Consider the following 18,695-nt stretch of genomic DNA (forward strand, 5'->3'; position numbering starts at 1 on the left):
GTCGCATCGTCACGGGTTCCGGCCTTCGCTGCGGGTGCGCGGGTATTCGGCCAGGCCATCGTGCAACTGCATCCAGGGCAGGCGTTCGGCCACGAAGGTGTGGTCGCCGAGGGCGATGGCGGCCGGGTCGTCGAGGGTGGCCGTGGAGATGTCGAGCTCGTCGGGGTAGCGGTCGTCCTGGTAGGTCAGCGTGGTGCCGCAGGTGGAGCAGAAGCTGCGCAGGACGTGGTCGCTGGAGCGGAAGGTGGTGGCGTTGCCTTGGGAGAAGCGGAACTTGTCCATCGCGGCGCTGACCCAGGCCACTGCGGGGGCGCCGGCGATGCGGCGGCAGTCGCTGCAATGGCACAGGGTGCTGTTGAAGGTGTCGCCGTCGATGACGTAGCGGACCGCGCCGCAAAAACATCCTCCCTGCAAGATCATGGCCGCCTCCTTTCGACGATAAGGGACGTCCAGAATATGCCAGGGCGCGGCAGGCTTCAAGCGGAACGCGTCATGACGCCGCGTCCTCGCCCATCACGCGCGCGCTATGCTCCAGCCAGCGCGCGACGACCTGCTGCTCCTCGGCGCTGAACCCTGCCGTCAAGCGCGCGTTGAGCTCGGCCAGTACGGCCTTGGCGCGCACGCTGGCATCGACACCGGCGGCGGTCAGGCGCAGGCGCGTCAGGCGCGCGTCGTGCTCATCGGCAACGCGCTCGACCAGCGCGGCCGCCTGCATGCGTTTCGACAGGTTCGTGACCGCGGCAGGCGCCACGTCCAGCGCCTGCGCGATCTCGCCGATGGCGGCCTCGTCGCGCGCGGCAAGCACGAACAGCAGGCCGACCTGGGCCGGGCTGATGCCTTCCCATTCGCCGTCGCGCCGCTCGATCCAGCGCGCGATGGCCTTCTGGGCGCGGTTGATCAGGAAGACGAAACGCGGCGGCCTGGACACGGCTTTCATGCGGCGCCTCCGTTTGCCTTGGCGGTATCGGTGTCATCCGCAAGCTTCTGCAACAGCCAGGCGCCCGCTTCCTGCCACAGCGTCGCCTCGCAGCGGCGCCTGAAGAAGCCCATGTGGCCGACGCCCGGCAAGCCGAGGCTGCGCGCGTTGAACTGGCGCCGTTCCAGCGGTGCCGACGTGTAGCCCGAGAGCAGGATGTCCATCGCCCCGGGATTGGCCCAAGGGTCGTCGTCGAAACCGAACACCAGCAAGGGAATGGCGACCCGGGACATCCGGCGCGCGGCCTCCAGCGCCGCATCGTCGAAAAAATAGCGCGGCAAGGTGGTCCAGCGGCTCCATTCCAGCATCACCCCGCGCGGCAAGTCTTCGCCCAGGCCGATGCGCCGCCCGGGCATATAGCCGAGCAGACCGCACAGCAAGGGCGCCAGGACGCGCATCACACACCACACGCGCAGGCGCTCGGCACGGCCGAGGATGGTACGGGTGATGCCGGCGTGGGTGGCCACCAGCAGGGCCGCGCGCAGATGGGCGGTGTCCGGAGAAATCCCGATCGCATGCCCGCCCACGCTATGACCGACAGCCAGCAAAGGCAGGGCGGGAAAACGCAAACGCGCCCAGCGCGTCACAGCGCCAACGTCCTCCAGCATCCAGTCCGACATGCTGACCTCGAAGCCGCGCAACTGCGCCGGCCGCGACGCGCCCGTGCCCCGGTAATCATAGGTCACCACGTGCAGGCCGAGGCCGCACAGATAGCGGGCAAAGGCTTCGTAATATCCTTGGGTTACCGCTGTGGCGGGATGCACCAGGACCACGCCGCGCGGCGTGGACGCGGCGAACAGGCGCGCACCGATATCGGCAGCGGCGGTGATGGGAATGCGGATCGCTTCGGTTGTCATCTTGACCCCGAGATAGTTAACGTGTTAACGACATTAGCACCGACTTGTCGTCCATGCAAGGCGCAGGCCGGCGATTCGAGGGAAGCCTCCAGAAACGACAAAGCCGCCCGCGCCATGCAGGCGGGGCGGCTCTTCGGGCACGCGTGCGATCAGAGGAAGCGGTCGAGGATCTTCCTGCTTCCCTTGTCGATCCTGAACATGTCCCGCACCAGGAAATTGATGCCATGGCTGTCCGCAATCAGCAGCGAGGCCTCGCCGACACGCCGGATATCCTCGTCCACCTTCAGCACGAATTCGGTCTCGCCGCGATCCGTCTTCACATACCAGGTGCAAGGCGTGGCGAAGCTCGACACGCTGCGAATGGTCTCGATCTCGGGAATGAATTCGCGCCCCTCGAGTTCCTCGGTGATCAAGGCGCGGATCGCTTCCGGCTGCTCGGCCAGGTCGTCGATCCAGGCTACTTCCTTGCCGCCGTCCCGTACCAGCGAAATGCCGCGGGTCGGCGCCTGGATCGGAAAGGCGCGCACCGGAATCACGCCAACAAAGTCCTCGCCCTCGGCGCTCGTGAACACCAGTTTGCCGAACGCGTCGCGGCGCAGTTGAATGGGATTGCTCATGCTTTAGTCGTCCTTGTTGGCGTCGTCCATGTCCTGGTCGACATTGCGCGCCTGCGCTTCATACAGCCGGTGGTAGGCGCCTTCGCGCGTCATCAGTTCGTCATGGCTGCCCTCTTCCACCACCACGCCGCGGTCGAGCACGACCAGGCGGTCGGCGCGGTGCAATGTGGACAGGCGGTGGGCAATCGCGATCGTGGTGCGGCCCTGCACCAGGTTGTCGAGCGCCTTCTGGATTTCCTTCTCGGTTTCCGAGTCCACCGACGAGGTTGCCTCATCGAGGATCAGGATCGGCGGGTCGATCAGGAGTGCACGCGCAATCGAGATGCGCTGGCGCTCGCCGCCCGACAGGCCCTGCCCCCGCTCGCCCACCATCGAATCGTAGCCCTGCGGCAGGCGCAGGATGAATTCGTGGGCGTGGGCGGCACGCGCGGCGGCGATGACCTCTTCACGCGTCGCATGCGGCTTGCCGTAGGCGATGTTCTCGGCAATCGTGCCGAAGAACAGGAAAGGTTCCTGCAGCACCAGGCCGATATTCCGGCGGTAGTCGGCCACGGCGAACGAGCGGATGTCGACGCCATCGAGCAAGATCGCGCCTTCGGCCACGTCGTAGAAGCGGCAGATCAGGTTCACCAGCGTGCTCTTGCCCGAGCCGCTATGCCCGACCAGGCCGACCATCTCGCCAGCCTTGATGTTGAGCGAAATGCCGCGATTCACGGCGCGGTTGCCGTAGCGGAAGCCGACTTCGCGCAATTCGATATTCCCCTGCACCTTTGGCACGGACACCGGCGTGGCCGGGTCCGGCACGCTCGACACGTGGTCGAGGATGTCGAAGATGCGCTTGGCCGCCGAGGCCGACTTTTGCGTCACCGAGACGATGCGGCTCATCGAATCGAGCTTCACATAGAAGCGGCCGCTGTAGGCGATGAAGGCGGTCAGCGTGCCGACCGTGATGTCGCCCTGCGAGACCTGCCAGATGCCGAAGATCCAGATCACCAGCAAACCCAGTTCGGTCAGCAGCGACACCGTCGGCGAGAACAGCGACCACACCCGGTTCAGCTTGTCGTTGACGGCCAGGTTGTGCTTGTTGGCTTCGCGGAAGCGCAGCGCCTCGCGCTTCTCTTGCGCGAACGCCTTTACCACGCGGATGCCGGGAATCGTATCGGCCAGCACGTTGGTGACTTCGCCCCAGACGCGGTCGATTTTCTCGAAGCCGGTGCGCAGGCGGTCGCGCACCACGTGGATCATCCAGGCGATGAAGGGCAGCGGCACCAGAGTCACCAGGGCCAGCCAGGGATTCATGCTGAACAGGATCACGCCGGTCATGATGATGAGCAGCACGTCCGACAAGAAGTCGAGCAGGTGCAGCGACAGGAAGACACTGATCCGGTCCGAACCGCTGCCGATGCGGCTCATCAGGTCGCCGGTACGCTTGCCGCCGAAGTATTCGAGCGACAGGCGCAGCAGGTGTTCATAGGTGGTCGAGCGCAAATCGGCGCTGATGCGCTCGGAGGCCAGCGCCAGCACATAGGTCTTGCCCCAGCCCAGCGCCCAGGCCAGCATCGACGCACCGAACAGGCCGCCCATGTAGAGCCAGACGAGCGAGTTGTCGATGGTCTGGCCGTTCTGGTAAGGAATCAGCACATTGTCCATCAGCGGCTTGGTCAGATACGGCGGAATCATGTGCGCCGCCGTCGAGCCCAGCATCAGCAGGAAGCCCACCAGCAGCTGCACCTTGTACGGCCGGGCGAAGCGCCACAACCGGAACAGGGTCCAGGTGGAGGGCGGCGTATGCAGCACCTTGGTGCAGATCGGGCAATCTTCCTGGTCCGGTTCGAGCGGCGCCTTGCAGCTCGGGCAGGTGTGGGTCTCGGGCGGCTGCACGGCGACGCCTGTCAATACACTCCTCAGCTGGTCCGCAAACGCATCGACCGCGCGGATGGCGTGCAGGTTCTGGCCCAGCGTAAACCGCCAGGACGCCAGTAAGGCGTGCTCATCCACCAGCTCCAGGTGGCCAACGCCGGCATGATCGTGGTGGCGCAGCGCCAGGCCGGGGCGGTAAGCCCAGTCGCGCCAGGCCGATTCGCCAGGGGCGCGGCTCAGTAAACGGCGGTTGGTGACGACCAGGAGGCCCTTCACGAAACGTAATTTCGCATCGAGGTCAACCTCCACGCTACTTAAAACGTTTTCCCCTGGTGCAAGCTGTTTCCGAACATCATCCTGCCACGCATCGGGCAGGAAACTGGCAGCGACCGCCAGGGTAGTCGGAACAGCAAGTTGTTGAGTTGTCATTGTGTGATGCCGCCTTGGTCAGGCAAGTTCTGAATAGAGGAGTAACGCAGTGACCGGCTCAGCGGTTTACGTAGAACAAGGAAATATTCGTCGCTAGCGGGTGGAAATACCCTAGCACGGCGCCCGGGAAACCGGTGCATGGCTGGAAATGGCCGGCAAGTATACACAAAATGCGTTCCACAGCACCGTGTTTGGGTGCGGTAGCGCACAGGCAGAAAAACATAGGCAACGCCAATATGGTGGTCGTGCAGACACCGGCGGCAAGACATCGATACATGACGAAAAAGAACGACATCAAGTTTCTCCGTGTGACTCATTTGCGCGGCCCGAACATCTGGACCTACCGTCCCGTACTCGAGGCCTGGCTCGATATCGGCGAGCTGGAAGACTTCCCCTCGGATAAACTGCCTGGATTGACCGAGCGCCTGACGACCTGGCTGCCCGGCCTGATCGAACACCGCTGCGGCGTCGGCGAGCGCGGCGGCTTCATCGAGCGCCTGCATGGCGGCACCTGGGCCGGCCACATCCTCGAGCACGTCGTGCTGGAGTTGCAGAACCTGGCCGGCATGAAGACCGGCTTCGGCAAGACCCGCTCCACCGGACAACACGGCGTCTACAAGATGGCCTTCCGCACGCGCGACGCCGTGGTCGGCCGCGCCGCACTGGAAGCCGGCCACCGCCTGCTGATGGCGGCCATCAACGACGACGCCTTCGACATGGCCGGCACCGTGACCCGCCTGACCGAGCTGGTCGACCGCTACTGCCTGGGCCCGTCCACCGCCAACATCGTCGACGCCGCCACCGACCGCCGCATTCCCTCGATCCGCCTGACCGAAGGCAACCTGGTGCAGCTCGGCCACGGCGCCGCCCAGCGCCGCATCTGGACCGCCGAGACCGACCGCACCAGCGCCATCGGCGAAAGCATCGCCAGCGACAAGGACCTGACCAAGAGCCTGCTTGCTTCCTGCGGCGTGCCGGTGCCGGAAGGCGCCCTGGTGCGCAGCGCGGCCGCCGCCTGGGAAGAAGCCCAGGACATCGGCCTGCCGGTGGTCGTGAAACCCGTCGACGGCAACCATGGCCGCGGCGTGACCCTGAACCTGATGACGGAAGCGGACGTGCACGCCGCCTACGCCATCGCATCAAGCGAGGGCGACAGCACGGCCGTGCTGGTCGAGCGCTTCATTCCCGGCAACGAGCACCGCCTGCTGGTGGTCGGCAAGAAGGTCGTGGCCGCCGCACGCGGCGAGGCGCTGTGGGTCACGGGCGACGGCACATCCACGGTCGCCCAGCTCTGCGACAGCCAGATCAACATCGACCCGCGCCGTGGCGACAGCGAGGAATTCCCGCTCGGCCGCATCGACACCAAGGACGCGGTGATCCTGCTCGATTTGCAGCGCCAGAGCCTGGCGCCGGACGCGGTCCCGCAGGACGGCCAGCGCGTGCTGATCCAGCCGAACGGCAACGTCGCCGACGACGTGACCAATATCGTGCATCCGGACGTGGCGTACGCCGCCGCCCTGGCCGCGCGCGTGGTCGGCCTCGACATCGCCGGCATCGACCTGGTCTGCGAAGACATCTCCAAGCCGCTGCTTGAGCAGCGCGGCGCCATCATCGAAGTCAATGCCAGCCCCGGCCTGCTGGCCCACATCAAGCCGGCCAGCGGCGAACCGCGCAATGTGGGCGCCGCCATCGTCGAGCACCTGTTTCTTGATGCCGAAACCGGCCGCATACCGATCGTCGGCGTCACCGGCACCCTGGGCAGCAGCCTGATCGCGAAACTGCTGGGCTGCCTGCTGAACGCGGCCGGCAAGCACGCCGGCGTGGCGAACGGCGAGGGCCTCTACCTCGACGGCCGCCAGGTACAGAAAGGCGATTGCACCGGCTTTGCCGCCGGCGAGCGCCTGCTCATCAACCGCAACATGGAAGCGGCCGTGTTCGAATCGAACGCGCGCAGCATCCTGACGGAGGGCCTGCCCTACGACCGCTGCTCGGTGGGCGTGGTCACCGACATGGGCAAGCTCGACGACGTGCGCGACCTGCACATCAACGACGATGAGGCGCTGGCCAACGTGGTGCGCAGCCAGGTCGACGTGATCCTGTCCAGCGGTGCGGCCGTGCTGAACGCCGCCGATCCGGAAGTGGTGAAGCTGGCCGAACTGTCCGACGGCCGCGTGATCTTCTACGCGATGGACGAACACAACCCGACCATCGTGGCGCACAGGGCAAGCGGCGAGCGCGCCGTGTTCGCGCGCGACAACCGCATCATGCTGGCCGACGGCCTTGAGGAAACCGCCCTGCTCGACCTCGCGAAGATCAAGCCGGCCACCGTCAAGCATCCGGCCAGCGTGCTGGCCGCGACGGCCGCCGCCTGGGCGCTGGGCCTGCAGCACGACCTGATCTGCGGCGGCCTGCGCGCCTTCGACGCCACGCCGAAGAAAACGATTTATTGAAGAAGAGCGGGCTGGTTTTCGAGACCGGCAGCCGCCCGCCGCCCTGCGCCAAGGGGGCGGCCCACATTTAAGGATTACAGTTTTATGGAAGTATCTCGCGTACGGGCCCTGCGTGGCCCCAATCTCTGGAGCCACCACACCTCGGTCGAGGCGATCGTCGCCTGCACGCCGGAAGAGGAATCGATCGGCGCCTTGCCTGGCTTCGAGACGCGCCTGCGCTCCCTCTTCCCCCAGCTCGGCCAGCTGCAGCCGCTCGGCCACGACGACACCATCCCGCTGGCCCACGTGCTCGAAGTGGTCACGCTCGACCTGCAGGCGCAGGCCGGCTGCCCGGTCACCTTCAGCCGCACCACCGCCACGCTGGAACGCGGCATCTACCAGGTGGTGGTCGAGTACAGCGAGGAAGACGTCGGCCGCCTGGCCCTCATGCTGGCGGAAAACCTGATCGCGGCCGCGCGCAATGACGCGCCTTTCGATTTGCAGGACGCCCTCACCCAGCTGCGCGACCTCGACGAAGACGTGCGCCTCGGCCCGTCCACCGGCTCGATCGTGCAGGCCGCCGTGGCCCGCAACATCCCCTTCCGCCGCCTGACCGAAGGCAGCCTGGTGATGTTCGGCTGGGGCAGCAAGCAGCGCCGCATCCAGGCCGCCGAGATCGATGCCACCGGCGCGATTGCCGAGACCATCGCCCAGGACAAGGAACTGACCAAGAAGCTGCTCGACGCCGCCGGTGTGCCGGTGCCGCATGGCCGCACCGTCACCGATCCGGACGACGCCTGGGCCGCGGCCCAGGAAATCGGCCTGCCGGTCGTGGTCAAGCCGAAGGACGGCAACCAGGGCAAGGGCGTGACGGTCAACATCACGACGAAAGAGCAGATCACCGCCGGCTTCCATGCGGCCAGCGAATTCCGCGACGACATCATGGTCGAGCGCTACCTGCCCGGCCACGATTACCGCCTGCTCGTCATCGGCGACAAGCTGGTGGCCGCCGCGCGCCGCGAACCGCCGAACGTCACCGGCGACGGCGTGCATTCCGTCCAGCAGCTGGTCGACATCGTCAACCAGGACCCGCGCCGCGGCAACGGCCACTCGACCTCGCTCACCAAGATCCGCTTCGACGACATTGCCCTGGCCAGCCTGGCCACGCAGGGCATGGACGCCGACTCAGTGCCGCCCAAGGGCAAGCGCGTCATCCTGCGCAACAACGCGAACCTGTCGACCGGCGGCACCGCCACCGACGTCACCGACGACGTGCACCCGGAAGTCGCGGCGCGTGCGATTGCCGCCGCCCACATGGTCGGCCTCGACATCTGCGGCGTCGACCTGGTGTGCGACAGCGTGCTGAAACCGATCGAAGACCAGAACGGCGGCGTGGTCGAAGTGAACGCCGCGCCGGGCCTGCGCATGCACCTGGCGCCCTCCTTCGGCAAGCCGCGCGCCATCGGCGAAGCCATCGTCGACATGCTGTATGAAGACGGCGACGACGGCCGCATCCCGGTGGTCGCCGTCACCGGCACCAACGGCAAGACCACCACCGTGCGCCTGATCGCGCACCTGCTCACCGCCTCCGGCCTGCGCACCGGCATGACGAATACCGACGGCGTCTACATCGAAGGCCGCCGCATCGACAGCGGCGACTGCAGCGGCCCGCGCAGCGCGCGCAACGTGCTGCTGCACCCGGACGTCGATGCCGCCGTCTTCGAGACCGCGCGCGGCGGCCTGCTGCGCGAAGGCCTGGCCTTCGATCGCTGCCAGGTGGCGGTGGTGACGAATATCGGCGCCGGGGATCACCTCGGCCTGAACTACATCACCACGCTGGAAGACCTGGCGGTCCTGAAACGCGTGATCGTGCAGAACGTCGCCGAAGGCGGCATGGCCGTGCTGAACGCCGCCGACCCGACCGTGGCCGACATGGCGAATTTCACCCGCGGCGACGTCACCTTCTTCGCCCAGGACGGCAACCTGCCGCTGATGGCAATGCACCGTGCGCAAGGCCGCCGCGCCGTGTTCGTGGAAGATGGCCACCTGGTCTGCGCGCAGGGCAAGTTCGAGCACCGCATTCCGCTGGCGGACGTGCCGATCACCCGTGGCGGCGTGATCGGCTTCCAGGTCGAGAACGTGATGGCCTCGGTGGCCGCGGCCTGGGGCGTCGGCATCGACTGGGACAAGATCGCGCTCGGCCTGCGCACCTTTGTCGGCGAGAGCGACAATGCGCCGGGGCGTTTCAACGTGTTCGACTATCGCGGCGCGACGCTGATTGCCGACTATGGCCACAATCCGGACGCGATCGCGGCGCTGGTGTCGGCGGTCGAGAACATGCCGGCCAAGCGCCGTTCGGTGGTGATCAGCGGCGCGGGCGACCGCCGCGACCAGGACATCAGCCAGCAAACCGAAATCCTCGGCGCGGCGTTCGACGACGTGCTGCTGTATGAAGACCAGTGCCAGCGCGGGCGGGCTGATGGCGAAGTCGTGGCGCTGCTGCGCCAGGGCTTGCAGGGTGCGTCGCGTACGCAGCACGTGGAGGAAATCTACGGCGAGTTCGTGGCGATCGACCGCGCCCTGGAACGCTTGTCGGATGGGGACCTGTGCCTGATCCTGATCGACCAGGTCGACGAAGCCTTGGCGCACATCGCCAAGCGTGTCGCCGAGGCTCGCTGATTCACATCGGCTGCTAACGCCGTAGGGTGGACCGGGCCACGAGAGGCGGCTATGCCGTCCACGCGTTCAACCATCGTTCGAACAATCGTGAAAATGGTGCCTTGCGCCGTTTGATTCACCACGGCAAAATCGAACGTCGCGGCGGATCACGCCATGTTTGAACGCGTGGACGGCGGAGCCGTCCACGCTACGCCATTCCGGCATCATCCCCGATCATCCAAAACACACCTATGCTCGCACCCGAACAATTCCTGGGCTTCCTGCTCGCCGCCGTCCTGATCACCGCCTCCCCCGGTCCCGACAACCTGATGGTCCTGGGCCTGGGCATGTCCAAGGGGCGCAAGCAGGGCATGGTGTTCGGCCTCGGTTGCGCACTCGGCTGCCTGAGCCACACCCTGCTGGCCGTGCTCGGCGTGAGTGCCCTGATCGCCGCGTCGCCGATCGCCTTCACCGCCCTGCGCGTGGGCGGCGGCCTGTACCTGGTCTGGCTCGGCTACAACGCGCTGCGCAGCCAGGGCGGCTCGAAAGCAAGCGACGGCAACGCTGCCCCGCAATCGCTGCGCAGCCTGTTTACCAAAGGCCTGGTGGCAAACGCCATCAATCCGAAGGTCGTGCTGTTCTTCCTCTCGCTGCTGCCGCAGTTCGTCATTCCCGCCAACGGCAACGTGCCCGGCCAGATGCTGGCCCTGGGCGTCACCTTCACCGTGCAGGCGGCGATCCTGTTCGGCCTGCTCGGCTACTTCGCCGGGGCGATTGGCGCCTGGCTCAACCGCAAGCCCGGCGCCGGCAAATGGCTGGACCGGATCGCCGGCACCGTCTTCGTTGCCCTTGGCATCAAGCTGATCGTCGCCCGCTGAAGCGCCGCAGCCCCAGCAACCCCAGGCCGAGCAAGGCCAGCGACGCCGGTTCCGGCACCGGCGCCGGCGGATCGGTTTCCACATCCAGCCGCGCCGCGAAGAATTCGAGCGGGTCGCCCGGGAAGAAATCCTGGATCTGCAGGGTCCAGCGCCCATACACATCCATGCCGTCGAAGGCGGCCAGCGAACCGGCCGGGCGGAAGCTGCCCGACGCCAGTTGCGGCCCGGCGGCGTCAAGCGCCTCGTCGTCGAAGTTCAGGCGCACGCGCCCGGCGCCCGCATTTCCGCGCGCATAGGTGTCGTAGGCGCGCACCAGGTCGACCGTGGTGCCGTCCGGCGCCACCAGCGCAATCGAGAACTCGTCTTCATACGGCGTGCCGAAACCGCGGCAGGCGCCGCCGCCGGCGCCGATCGGCGGATCGTCGCATTTGGCCAGGTCGAGGATCAGGTTCAGGTCGAGGATCGACCCGTGGTAGGTCACGTTGAGGCTGCGCGTGCCCTCGCTGCCGTCGAACAGGCCGTAGCGGGTATTGCTGGCAACAACGGTGGCGCCGGCGCTGCCGCTCACCAGGCAGGCAAGGAACAAAGCGGTAAGGCGGTGCGGGAACATGCTCATGGCTCTCCTTTCGGTTGACCAAGAAAGAAAAGCAAGTTCTGCACCTGTGACGGAAGCCTCCGCTAAATCAATGCCTTACGGAGAGATGTCAAATCTGGCGGCACAGGATGTAAAACTTGGCGACATCCGGCGGCCGGTAACCGCCCGGATGCGCCCACGCCACTTCAGCGTTTCGCCGCCCCGCCGCGCGGCAGCAGATCGTGCACGATGGCGCTCAGGCGCTCCACCGACACCGGCTTGCCGAGGTGGGCCGAATACCCCGCCGCCCGCGCATTCGCGATATCACTGTCGCGCCGCATGCCGCTGATCGCAATCGCCGGCAGTTTCGCCAGCTTGGGATTGGCGCGGATGCGGCGCAGGAATTCGTAGCCGTCGATCTCGGGCATCGAGACGTCCGAGATCAGCAAATCGATCCGCTCGCGCTCCAGGACCTCCAGCCCCTTCAGCGCGCCGGTGGCCTCGAACACGGTCGCCCCGCTCGTCTCCAGCAGCGACTTGAAGATCAGCAGCATCTCTTCCATGTCGTCGACCACCAAGATGCGCAGGCCGGCCATGCTGTCCTCGCCCTCGCCGCCGCCGCCCGGCAGCGGCGAGGCGTGGCTGTCGAGCAGCGGCAGCCAGACGCTGAAGCGCGCGCCCTTGCCCGCGCCTTCCGAGAAGGCCTCGACCCGGCCGCCGTGCAGCGCGACGATCTCGCGCACCAGCGCCAGCCCGATACCCAGCCCGCCCTTGGTACGGGTGGTCACCAAGACGCTCTGGCCGTACATGTCGAACACGTGCGGCAGGAAGGATGGCGCGATGCCCTGGCCACTGTCGATGACGTCGATGCGCAGCAGGCCGTCGTCGCGCTCGAGCTGCACCGCGACGCGCCCGCCCTTCGGCGTGAACTTCAGCGCATTGCTCAGCAAATTCATCAGCACCTGCTCGATGCGCACGGCGTCGGCCATCACATACAGGCCGTCGGCGCTGCCGGCCAGCTCGATGGCGATGTCCTGCGAGGCCGGATCGGCGCGCATCACCTCGACGATGCCGCGCACCACGAGGTCGGGCAGCACCGGCGCCATCGCCAGCGACAGCTTGCCGGTGCGTACGCGCGACATGTCCATCAAATCGTCGATGATCTTCGCCTGGCTCATCACCGAACTGCGGATGATGGTGGCGGCGCGCAGGAAAGCCGACGACTGGCGAATTTCCGGCATGCGCGCCAGCAGCTCGACGTTAATGTTGATCATGTTCAGCGGATGGCGCAGTTCGTGCGCCATCACCGCCAGGAATTCGTCCTTCAGGGCCGCCGCGCTCTCGGCATCGGTGCGCACGTTCTGCTCGCGCACCATGGATGCCTGCTCGCGCGCCTGCTCCTGGCGCTCGCGCGCCGTGACGTCGCGCGCGATCTTCGCGTAGCCGTGCATGTTGCCGTTGCGCAGCGGGGTGGTCACGCCACTGCAGAAGAAGCGGCTGCAGTCCTTGCGCAGGTGCCAGCGTTCGTCCTCGGCGCGCCCGTCCTCGCGGGCGCGGCGCAATTCCTCGGCCGGCACGCCGGCGGCGCGGTCTTCGGGCACGAACAGGTGCTCCAGCGTCCTGCCGAGGATCTCCCCCTCGCTATAGCCGAACAGCGTTTCCGCACCCTTGTTCCAGCTGGTGGCGCGCCCGTCCTCGTCCATCGTGACGATGGCGTAGTCGTTGGCGCTCTCGGCCACCATGCGCATGCGCGCCTCGATGGCGCGTGCCTGTTCCTCGGCTTCGCGGCGCAGCGTGATGTCGAAGAAGGTCATCACCGCGCCTTCGATGCGGTCCTCATTCGTGCGGTAGGGCAGCAGGCGCACGATGTAGTAGCGGCCGTCGTTGCTGCGCACTTCGCGCTCGACCAGGCGCAGGGTGTCGAAGGTGGCGCTGACGTCCGCAGCCAGGTCGTCGTAATCGAGCTTGTGGGTCAGGTCGAGCAGCGAGCGGCCGATGTCGGAGGCGATGATCGAGAACAGATCGGCCGCGCGCGGCGTGAAGCGCTTGATGCGCAGGCCGCTATCGACGAAGATGGTGGCGATGTCGGTGGACGCGATCAGGTTGTTCAGGTCGTCGTTGGCCTTGCCGGTTTCCTCGACCTTCACCTTCAGCTCGTAATTCACGGTGACGAGTTCCTCGTTCACCGATTGCAGCTCTTCCTTGCTGGTTTCGAGTTCCTCGGTGGCCGAGCGCAGTTCCTCATTAATTGCCTGCAGCTCCTCGTTCGAGGCGCGCAGTTCCTCGGTCGAGACTTCGGCATTCTCGATGGTTTCCTGCAGCTGCTCGCGCTTGCGTTGCAGCTCGGCCTCGAGCTGGTTCAGCACCACGTCGTGGCTGCCGTTCGGGCGCGCCGGCAAGGCGCGTTCGGGCAGGTGCTCGACACGGTTGAAGACCACCAGCAGGAAGTCGGTCTCGGCTTCGTCGTCGCGGAAAGGCCGCACCGCCATCGCGATGATGCCCAGTTCCTTCTGCTCCTGCAGCTCGATCGGGCGGCATTCGATGCTGGCGTGGCTTTGCGTGGCCTGGTACATGGCCGAGCGCAGTTCCAGGCGCAGTTCAGGCAGCACCAGCGTCAGCAGGTTGCGCGACGGTTCGCCGCCGGCCATGCGCAGGAAGCGACCGGCCTGCTCCGACATGTGCACGATGTTGCCTTCGCCGTCGATCACGGCCGACGGCGGTGCGTACTGGGCCAGGGCGCGCTGGTGCAGTTCGGCATACGAGAACTGGCGCTTGCCGACCGGCTTGGCCCGGCTCACTTCCGGCAGGCGCGCGCCGAACACGGCCGAGGTCGGGCTCTGGTAATGCATCGGGCGGGTGCCGCCGCGCGCGCGGTAGACGCGGTTCTTCTTGTCGACCGGGATGAAGTAATCGGACACCGATTCGGCCGACTCGGAAATGCCCAGGAAAAGGTAGCCGCCCGGCTTCAGCGCGAAGTGAAAAGTCTGCAGCACCCGCACCTGGACCTCGCGGTTCAGGTAGATCAGGAGGTTGCGGCAGGAAATCATGTCCAGGCGCGAGAACGGCGGGTCGCGCAGCAGGTTGTGCGAGGCGAACAGGATGCGGTCGCGCAGGGTCTTGCGAATGCGGTAGCGGTCGTCTTCCTTGTTGAAGTGCTGGCGCAGGCGGGTCGGCGCGACGTCGGTGATGATCGAGGCCGGATAATTGCCCGAGCGCGCGGCATCGATCGCGCCGTCGTCGATGTCGGACGCGAACACCTGGAAGGCCGGCGGGTGCTCCATCAGCTCGGCCTGGTCGGCCATCAGCATGGCCAGCGAATACGCTTCCTCGCCGGTGGCGCAGGCGGCCACCCAGGCGCGCACCTCGTCGGTCGGCCCCTTGTCCTTGAACAGTTCGGGAATCACGTCGCGCTCGAGCGATTCGAAGGCTTCCCGGTCGCGGAAGAAATTGGTCACGCCGATCAGCATGTCGTCGAGCAACAGCTTGTGCTCGCCCGGGTCGGCCTGGAGCAGGTCGCGGTATTCGGGCAGGGTCTGCACCGCGCGCACCTGCAGGCGCCGTTCGATGCGGCGCAGCACCGTGGCGCGCTTGTAGTGGCGGAAATCGTGGCCGGTATGGCTGAGCAAGGCGCCGATGATGTCCTGCAGCGCATCCTCGGCGCTGGCGGTGGCGTCTCCCTGGGTGACGTGGGCGACCGACTTTTCGCCGTCGCCTGGTGGCGGCATCTGGATGGTGCGCGCGTTGTTCCACAGTTCGATCAGCTTTTGCGGAATCTCGATGGCGGGCAGGACGAAGTCGACCGCGCCGGTGCGGATCGCCGCACTCGGCATGCCGTCGTGCTCGGCGTCGGCGGGCGCCTGCGCCAGCGTCACCCCGCCCTGCTCCTTGACCCGCGCCAGGCCGACCGCGCCATCGGCGCCGGTGCCCGACAGCACGATGGCGACCGCGCGCTCGCGGTGCACCTCGGCCAGGGTACGGAAGAACATGTCGATGGCAATGTGCTTGCCGCGCGGACGCTGGAGTTCGTCGACCAGCAGCAGGCCATCCATCATCGACATGTGCTGGTTCGGTGCGATCACATACACGTTGCCTGGTTCGATCTTGACCTGCGAAGTCACCTGGATCACCGGCATGCGCGTGGCGCGCTGCAGGATCGCCGCGGCCGAACTCGGATGCTTGGGCGACAGGTGCAGGATGACCACGAAGGCCATCTCGTGCACCGCCGGCATGTTCTCGAACAGGCGCACCAGCGCCGGCAGGCCGCCGGCCGAGGCGCCGATGCCGACCACCGGAAAGTCGACCCTGCTCGGCACGATGCCGGGTTCGGTTGGAGGGGTGCTCGGTGCGTTTCCGGGATCGTACATGCTGTGTGCGCTTGAAAGTGCATCTGAATTGATAAGCGCGAGTCTAGACGATCCGACACGATGTTGGGCCAGATTGGGAAAAAATAGTCTTTTTACACGCCTCTGGGAACATTCCTGTTCGTTATTTCACCTTACCAGTTGTTCCGCGTGTACAGGCAAGCCAGCGGATTACCATCTTTGCATATTGTTATAATCCCACGGGGTCGAATCGCCTGGCCTCCCATCCACCACCCCATGGAGAAGTCCAGCATGACGACCGGCAGCTCGAAAGACGAACGCGAGAACCTTCCGCACGAACAGGAAGGCGGCGGCCAGAGCCAGGGCGTGCCCGCGCTTGGCAAGCTGGAGGGCAACAGCTACCACCCGATCGGGGAAGTCGCCGTGCGCCATTGGCAGGCCAGCCAGATCTCGCGCCCCGGCCTGGACGACCGCGGCAACGTCTTCTTTGCCGCCATCGAAATGACGCGCATGCCGATGGTCCTGACCGACCCGAACCAGCCCGACAATCCGATCGTGTTCGTGAACGGCGCCTTCCTCGACCTGACCATGTACCGCGAGGAAGAAGTCCTGGGCCGCAACTGCCGCCTGCTGCAGGGCGAACAGACCGACCCCGCCACCGTCGCCGAGCTGCGCGCGGCAGTGGCGGAACAGCGCGCGGTGGCGGTCGACATCCTCAATTACAAGGCCGACGGCCGCCCGTTCTGGAACGGCCTGTTCGCAGGCCCGGTGTTCGACCAGGACGGCAAGCTGCTGTACTGGTTCGCCTCGCAGATGGACATCACGCGGCGCCGCGTGTCCGAGCAGTCGTATCTGCAGGCGCAGAAGATGGAAGCCATCGGCCAGCTCACCGCCGGCCTGGCGCACGACTTCAACAACCTGCTGCAAGTAGTCGCCGGCAATCTGGAAGTGGCCACCACCACGGTGCACGACCCGGAAGCCACGCTGCAATCGATCGAACGGGCCCAGCTGGCGAGCGAAAAGGCCAGCAAGCTGACCCAGCAACTGCTGACCTTCGCCCGCAAGCAGCGCCTGGAGCCGAAGCGCCTGAACCTGAATTCGCTGGTGGTCGAGTTCAGCGACATGCTGGTGCGCACCCTCGGCGACAATGTCGACCTGCACCTCGACCTGAAACCCGGCCTGCCCTCGTGCACGCTCGACGCCACCCACATGGAAATGGCCCTGCTGAACGTGCTGATCAATGCACGCGACGCCATGCCGGACGGCGGCCGGGTCACCGTGGCCACCTCGACCATGGTCGACAGCGAGCGCCTGGAACGCCACGGCCTGGCGCCGGGCACCTATGTCGTGATCTGCGTGATCGACAAGGGCCAGGGCATGCCGCCGGAAGTGGCACAGCGCGCCACCGAACCCTTCTTCACCACCAAGGGACCGGGCACCGGCCTGGGGCTGGCGATGGTGCACGGCTTCGTCCAGCAATCGCACGGCCGCCTGGAGATCGACAGCGTGCCGGGCGAAGGCACGACCATTCGCATGATCTTCCCGCTGGCCCAGCAGTCGGGCCTGGAAATCATGGCCGACCGCATGAGCGGCAAGGGTATGAACTGGACCCCGGCGGCGATCCTCGGAAGGCGCACCATCCTGGTGGTCGACGACAGCCACGACGTGCGCGAACTGGCCGAACACCACCTGCGCGAACTCGGCTACCGGGTGCTGGCGGCCCAGAGCGGCGAGGAAGCGATGGAACTGGTCGAGCGCTATGGCGACATCGACCTGCTGTTCAGCGATATCATCATGCCGGGCGGGATGAACGGCGTGCGCCTGGCCGAACTGGTGCGCAAGCGCCAGCCCGGCGTGCCCGTACTCCTCGCCACTGGCTACATGAACGAATTGCCGGTCTCGGCCCAGCCCGGCGCCACCTACACGACCATGGCCAAGCCCTACCGCCTGGCCGACCTGGCCGAACGGATCCGCCTGGCGCTGAAAAGCGAGGCGCCAGCGGGCTCCGCTTCCGGCTTCCAGCACGAAGGATAGAATTGAAAAGGATACTCCTGGCCGAGGACGATCCGGCCGTCAGCTACATCCTGGCGCGGTATCTCGACAAGGCGGGCTTTGCCGTGCGCGCGGCGCCGGACGGACGCGCTGCCCTGGCGCTGTTCGACGCGGAACCCGCCGACCTGCTGGTGACCGATTTCCGCATGCCCGGCATGAACGGCGAAGAATTGATCCTGGCCCTGCGCGGGCGGCAGCCTGACTTGCCGGCGCTGATCGTCTCGGCCTACGGCAACGAACTGAGCGTGCAGATTCCCGGCGTGCGCGTGCTGAACAAACCGGTGGCGGCCGAGGAACTGGTGGCGCTGGTGAACGACCTGCTGTTGAATGCCGCGACGATGGCGCTGAACCGGCCGTCAGCACCGGAGTAGGCGCTTACTGCGGCATGCCGATGGCCTGGTGCAGGTCGTTCAGCGTGAAGGGTTTCTGCAGCAGGCGGTCGGCCGGAACGGCGGCTTCCTGCTCGGCCAGCCAGGCCGTGGTGACGACGATGCGCGCGTCCGGCTGCACCGCGCGGATCAGCCAGGGCAGCGAGACGGTCGGGTTCTTCAGGACGCGGTTGGTGATCACCACGTCGTAGTGCTTGCGGGTCAGCTCGGTCAGCGCGCCATCGGTGCTGTCGCACACGCGCGTGCGGTAGCCGAGCATTTCAGCCATGCTGCAGACGGTCTCGGCGACGTGTTCGTCGCGTTCCAGGATCAATATGTTTTTGTTGTCATTAGCCATTGGGCACCCCTTTTTTTATGGGCTGATCATATCGATGCGGAAATATTTTTTCCGTACGCTGTCCAACATAGTCAATACAGGAGAGCACGACCATTCATGGGGCGCTGTCCAGCCGATGCGGTTAAAATGGCGGTCCTGGCATCCCCTGCCCCGCCGTACCGAACACAACCGACATGACCACCGTTCCATCCGAAATCAACGCCGCCGCCGTCAAGAACAGCGCCACGGAAAAAGTCACGCCCATGATGCAGCAGCGTATTCTCCTATAGAGAGCAAGATAGGATAGAAGAACCTACGCCAAATACTACGCCGTGAAC

13 protein-coding genes are annotated in these 18,695 nt (G+C 66.1%); 5 read left to right on the forward strand and 8 right to left on the reverse strand.

What is annotated here, in order from left to right; genetic code table 11:
* Positions 1-9: 9 nt before the first annotated feature.
* The 5 genes from QPK31_RS12275 to QPK31_RS12295 all read right to left on the reverse strand — a co-directional run bounded on the left by QPK31_RS12275 (position 10) and on the right by QPK31_RS12295 (position 4,739).
* A complete protein-coding gene (locus QPK31_RS12275) occupies positions 10-420 on the reverse strand; it encodes a GFA family protein (protein WP_290423213.1) in 411 nt (136 codons plus the stop codon).
* Positions 421-490: 70 nt separating this feature from the next.
* A complete protein-coding gene (locus tag QPK31_RS12280) occupies positions 491-937 on the reverse strand; it encodes a MarR family winged helix-turn-helix transcriptional regulator (RefSeq protein ID WP_290423214.1) in 447 nt (148 codons plus the stop codon).
* Entirely contained in the window at positions 934-1,833 is a 900-nt protein-coding gene (locus tag QPK31_RS12285) for a serine aminopeptidase domain-containing protein (RefSeq protein ID WP_290423215.1), read from the reverse strand. Before QPK31_RS12285 ends, QPK31_RS12280 begins: the two co-directional genes overlap by 4 nt.
* 149 nt (positions 1,834-1,982) lie before the next feature.
* Positions 1,983-2,450: a DUF1854 domain-containing protein gene (locus QPK31_RS12290; protein ID WP_229438883.1), complete on the reverse strand. Its 468-nt coding sequence runs from the start codon at positions 2,448-2,450 to the stop codon at positions 1,983-1,985.
* 3 nt (positions 2,451-2,453) lie between these two features.
* Positions 2,454-4,739 carry an ABC transporter ATP-binding protein gene (locus tag QPK31_RS12295; RefSeq protein ID WP_290423216.1) on the reverse strand — a complete coding sequence of 762 codons (2,286 nt, stop codon included), beginning with the start codon at positions 4,737-4,739 and terminating at the stop codon, positions 2,454-2,456.
* Between the two features lie 275 nt (positions 4,740-5,014).
* Here QPK31_RS12295 and cphA (QPK31_RS12300) point away from each other — a divergent pair, with 275 nt between their 5' ends.
* From cphA (QPK31_RS12300) to QPK31_RS12310, 3 genes are all read left to right on the forward strand, one after another.
* Complete coding sequence (cphA, locus tag QPK31_RS12300; RefSeq protein WP_290423217.1) at positions 5,015-7,189, forward strand: cyanophycin synthetase; 2,175 nt, start codon at positions 5,015-5,017, stop codon at positions 7,187-7,189.
* An 84-nt stretch (positions 7,190-7,273) separates the two neighbouring features.
* Positions 7,274-9,847, forward strand: coding sequence for a cyanophycin synthetase (gene cphA, locus QPK31_RS12305; protein ID WP_290423218.1), 2,574 nt, complete (start codon positions 7,274-7,276; stop codon positions 9,845-9,847).
* 230 nt (positions 9,848-10,077) lie between these two features.
* Positions 10,078-10,704 (forward strand): LysE family translocator, encoded by a 627-nt coding sequence (locus QPK31_RS12310; protein WP_290423219.1) that lies wholly within the window; start codon positions 10,078-10,080, stop codon positions 10,702-10,704.
* Here QPK31_RS12310 and QPK31_RS12315 read toward each other — a convergent pair.
* Positions 10,682-11,320, reverse strand: a complete 639-nt coding sequence (locus QPK31_RS12315) for a PEP-CTERM sorting domain-containing protein (RefSeq protein ID WP_290423220.1) — start codon at positions 11,318-11,320, stop codon at positions 10,682-10,684. The genes QPK31_RS12310 and QPK31_RS12315 overlap by 23 nt on opposite strands.
* A gap of 164 nt (positions 11,321-11,484) precedes the next feature.
* Positions 11,485-15,642 carry a CheR family methyltransferase gene (locus tag QPK31_RS12320; protein WP_290423221.1) on the reverse strand — a complete coding sequence of 1,386 codons (4,158 nt, stop codon included), beginning with the start codon at positions 15,640-15,642 and terminating at the stop codon, positions 11,485-11,487.
* A 249-nt stretch (positions 15,643-15,891) separates the two neighbouring features.
* Between QPK31_RS12320 and QPK31_RS12325 the strand changes: the two genes are divergently transcribed.
* Complete coding sequence (locus QPK31_RS12325) at positions 15,892-17,634, forward strand: histidine kinase famiy protein (RefSeq protein WP_290423222.1); 1,743 nt, start codon at positions 15,892-15,894, stop codon at positions 17,632-17,634.
* A 2-nt stretch (positions 17,635-17,636) separates the two neighbouring features.
* The gene (locus QPK31_RS12330; RefSeq protein WP_290423223.1) at positions 17,637-18,023 is read left to right on the forward strand and encodes a response regulator transcription factor; all 387 of its coding nucleotides are present in this window, start codon (positions 17,637-17,639) and stop codon (positions 18,021-18,023) included.
* A 4-nt stretch (positions 18,024-18,027) separates the two neighbouring features.
* Here the strand turns inward: QPK31_RS12330 and QPK31_RS12335 are convergent, their stop codons facing one another.
* On the reverse strand, positions 18,028-18,378 hold the full coding sequence (locus tag QPK31_RS12335) for a response regulator (protein ID WP_290423224.1): 351 nt from the start codon (positions 18,376-18,378) through the stop codon (positions 18,028-18,030).
* Between the last annotated feature and the right edge of the window lie 317 nt (positions 18,379-18,695).

Origin of the sequence: Massilia sp. YIM B02769, assembly GCF_030411995.1 — a bacterium.
Taxonomy (GTDB): domain Bacteria; phylum Pseudomonadota; class Gammaproteobacteria; order Burkholderiales; family Burkholderiaceae_D; genus Telluria.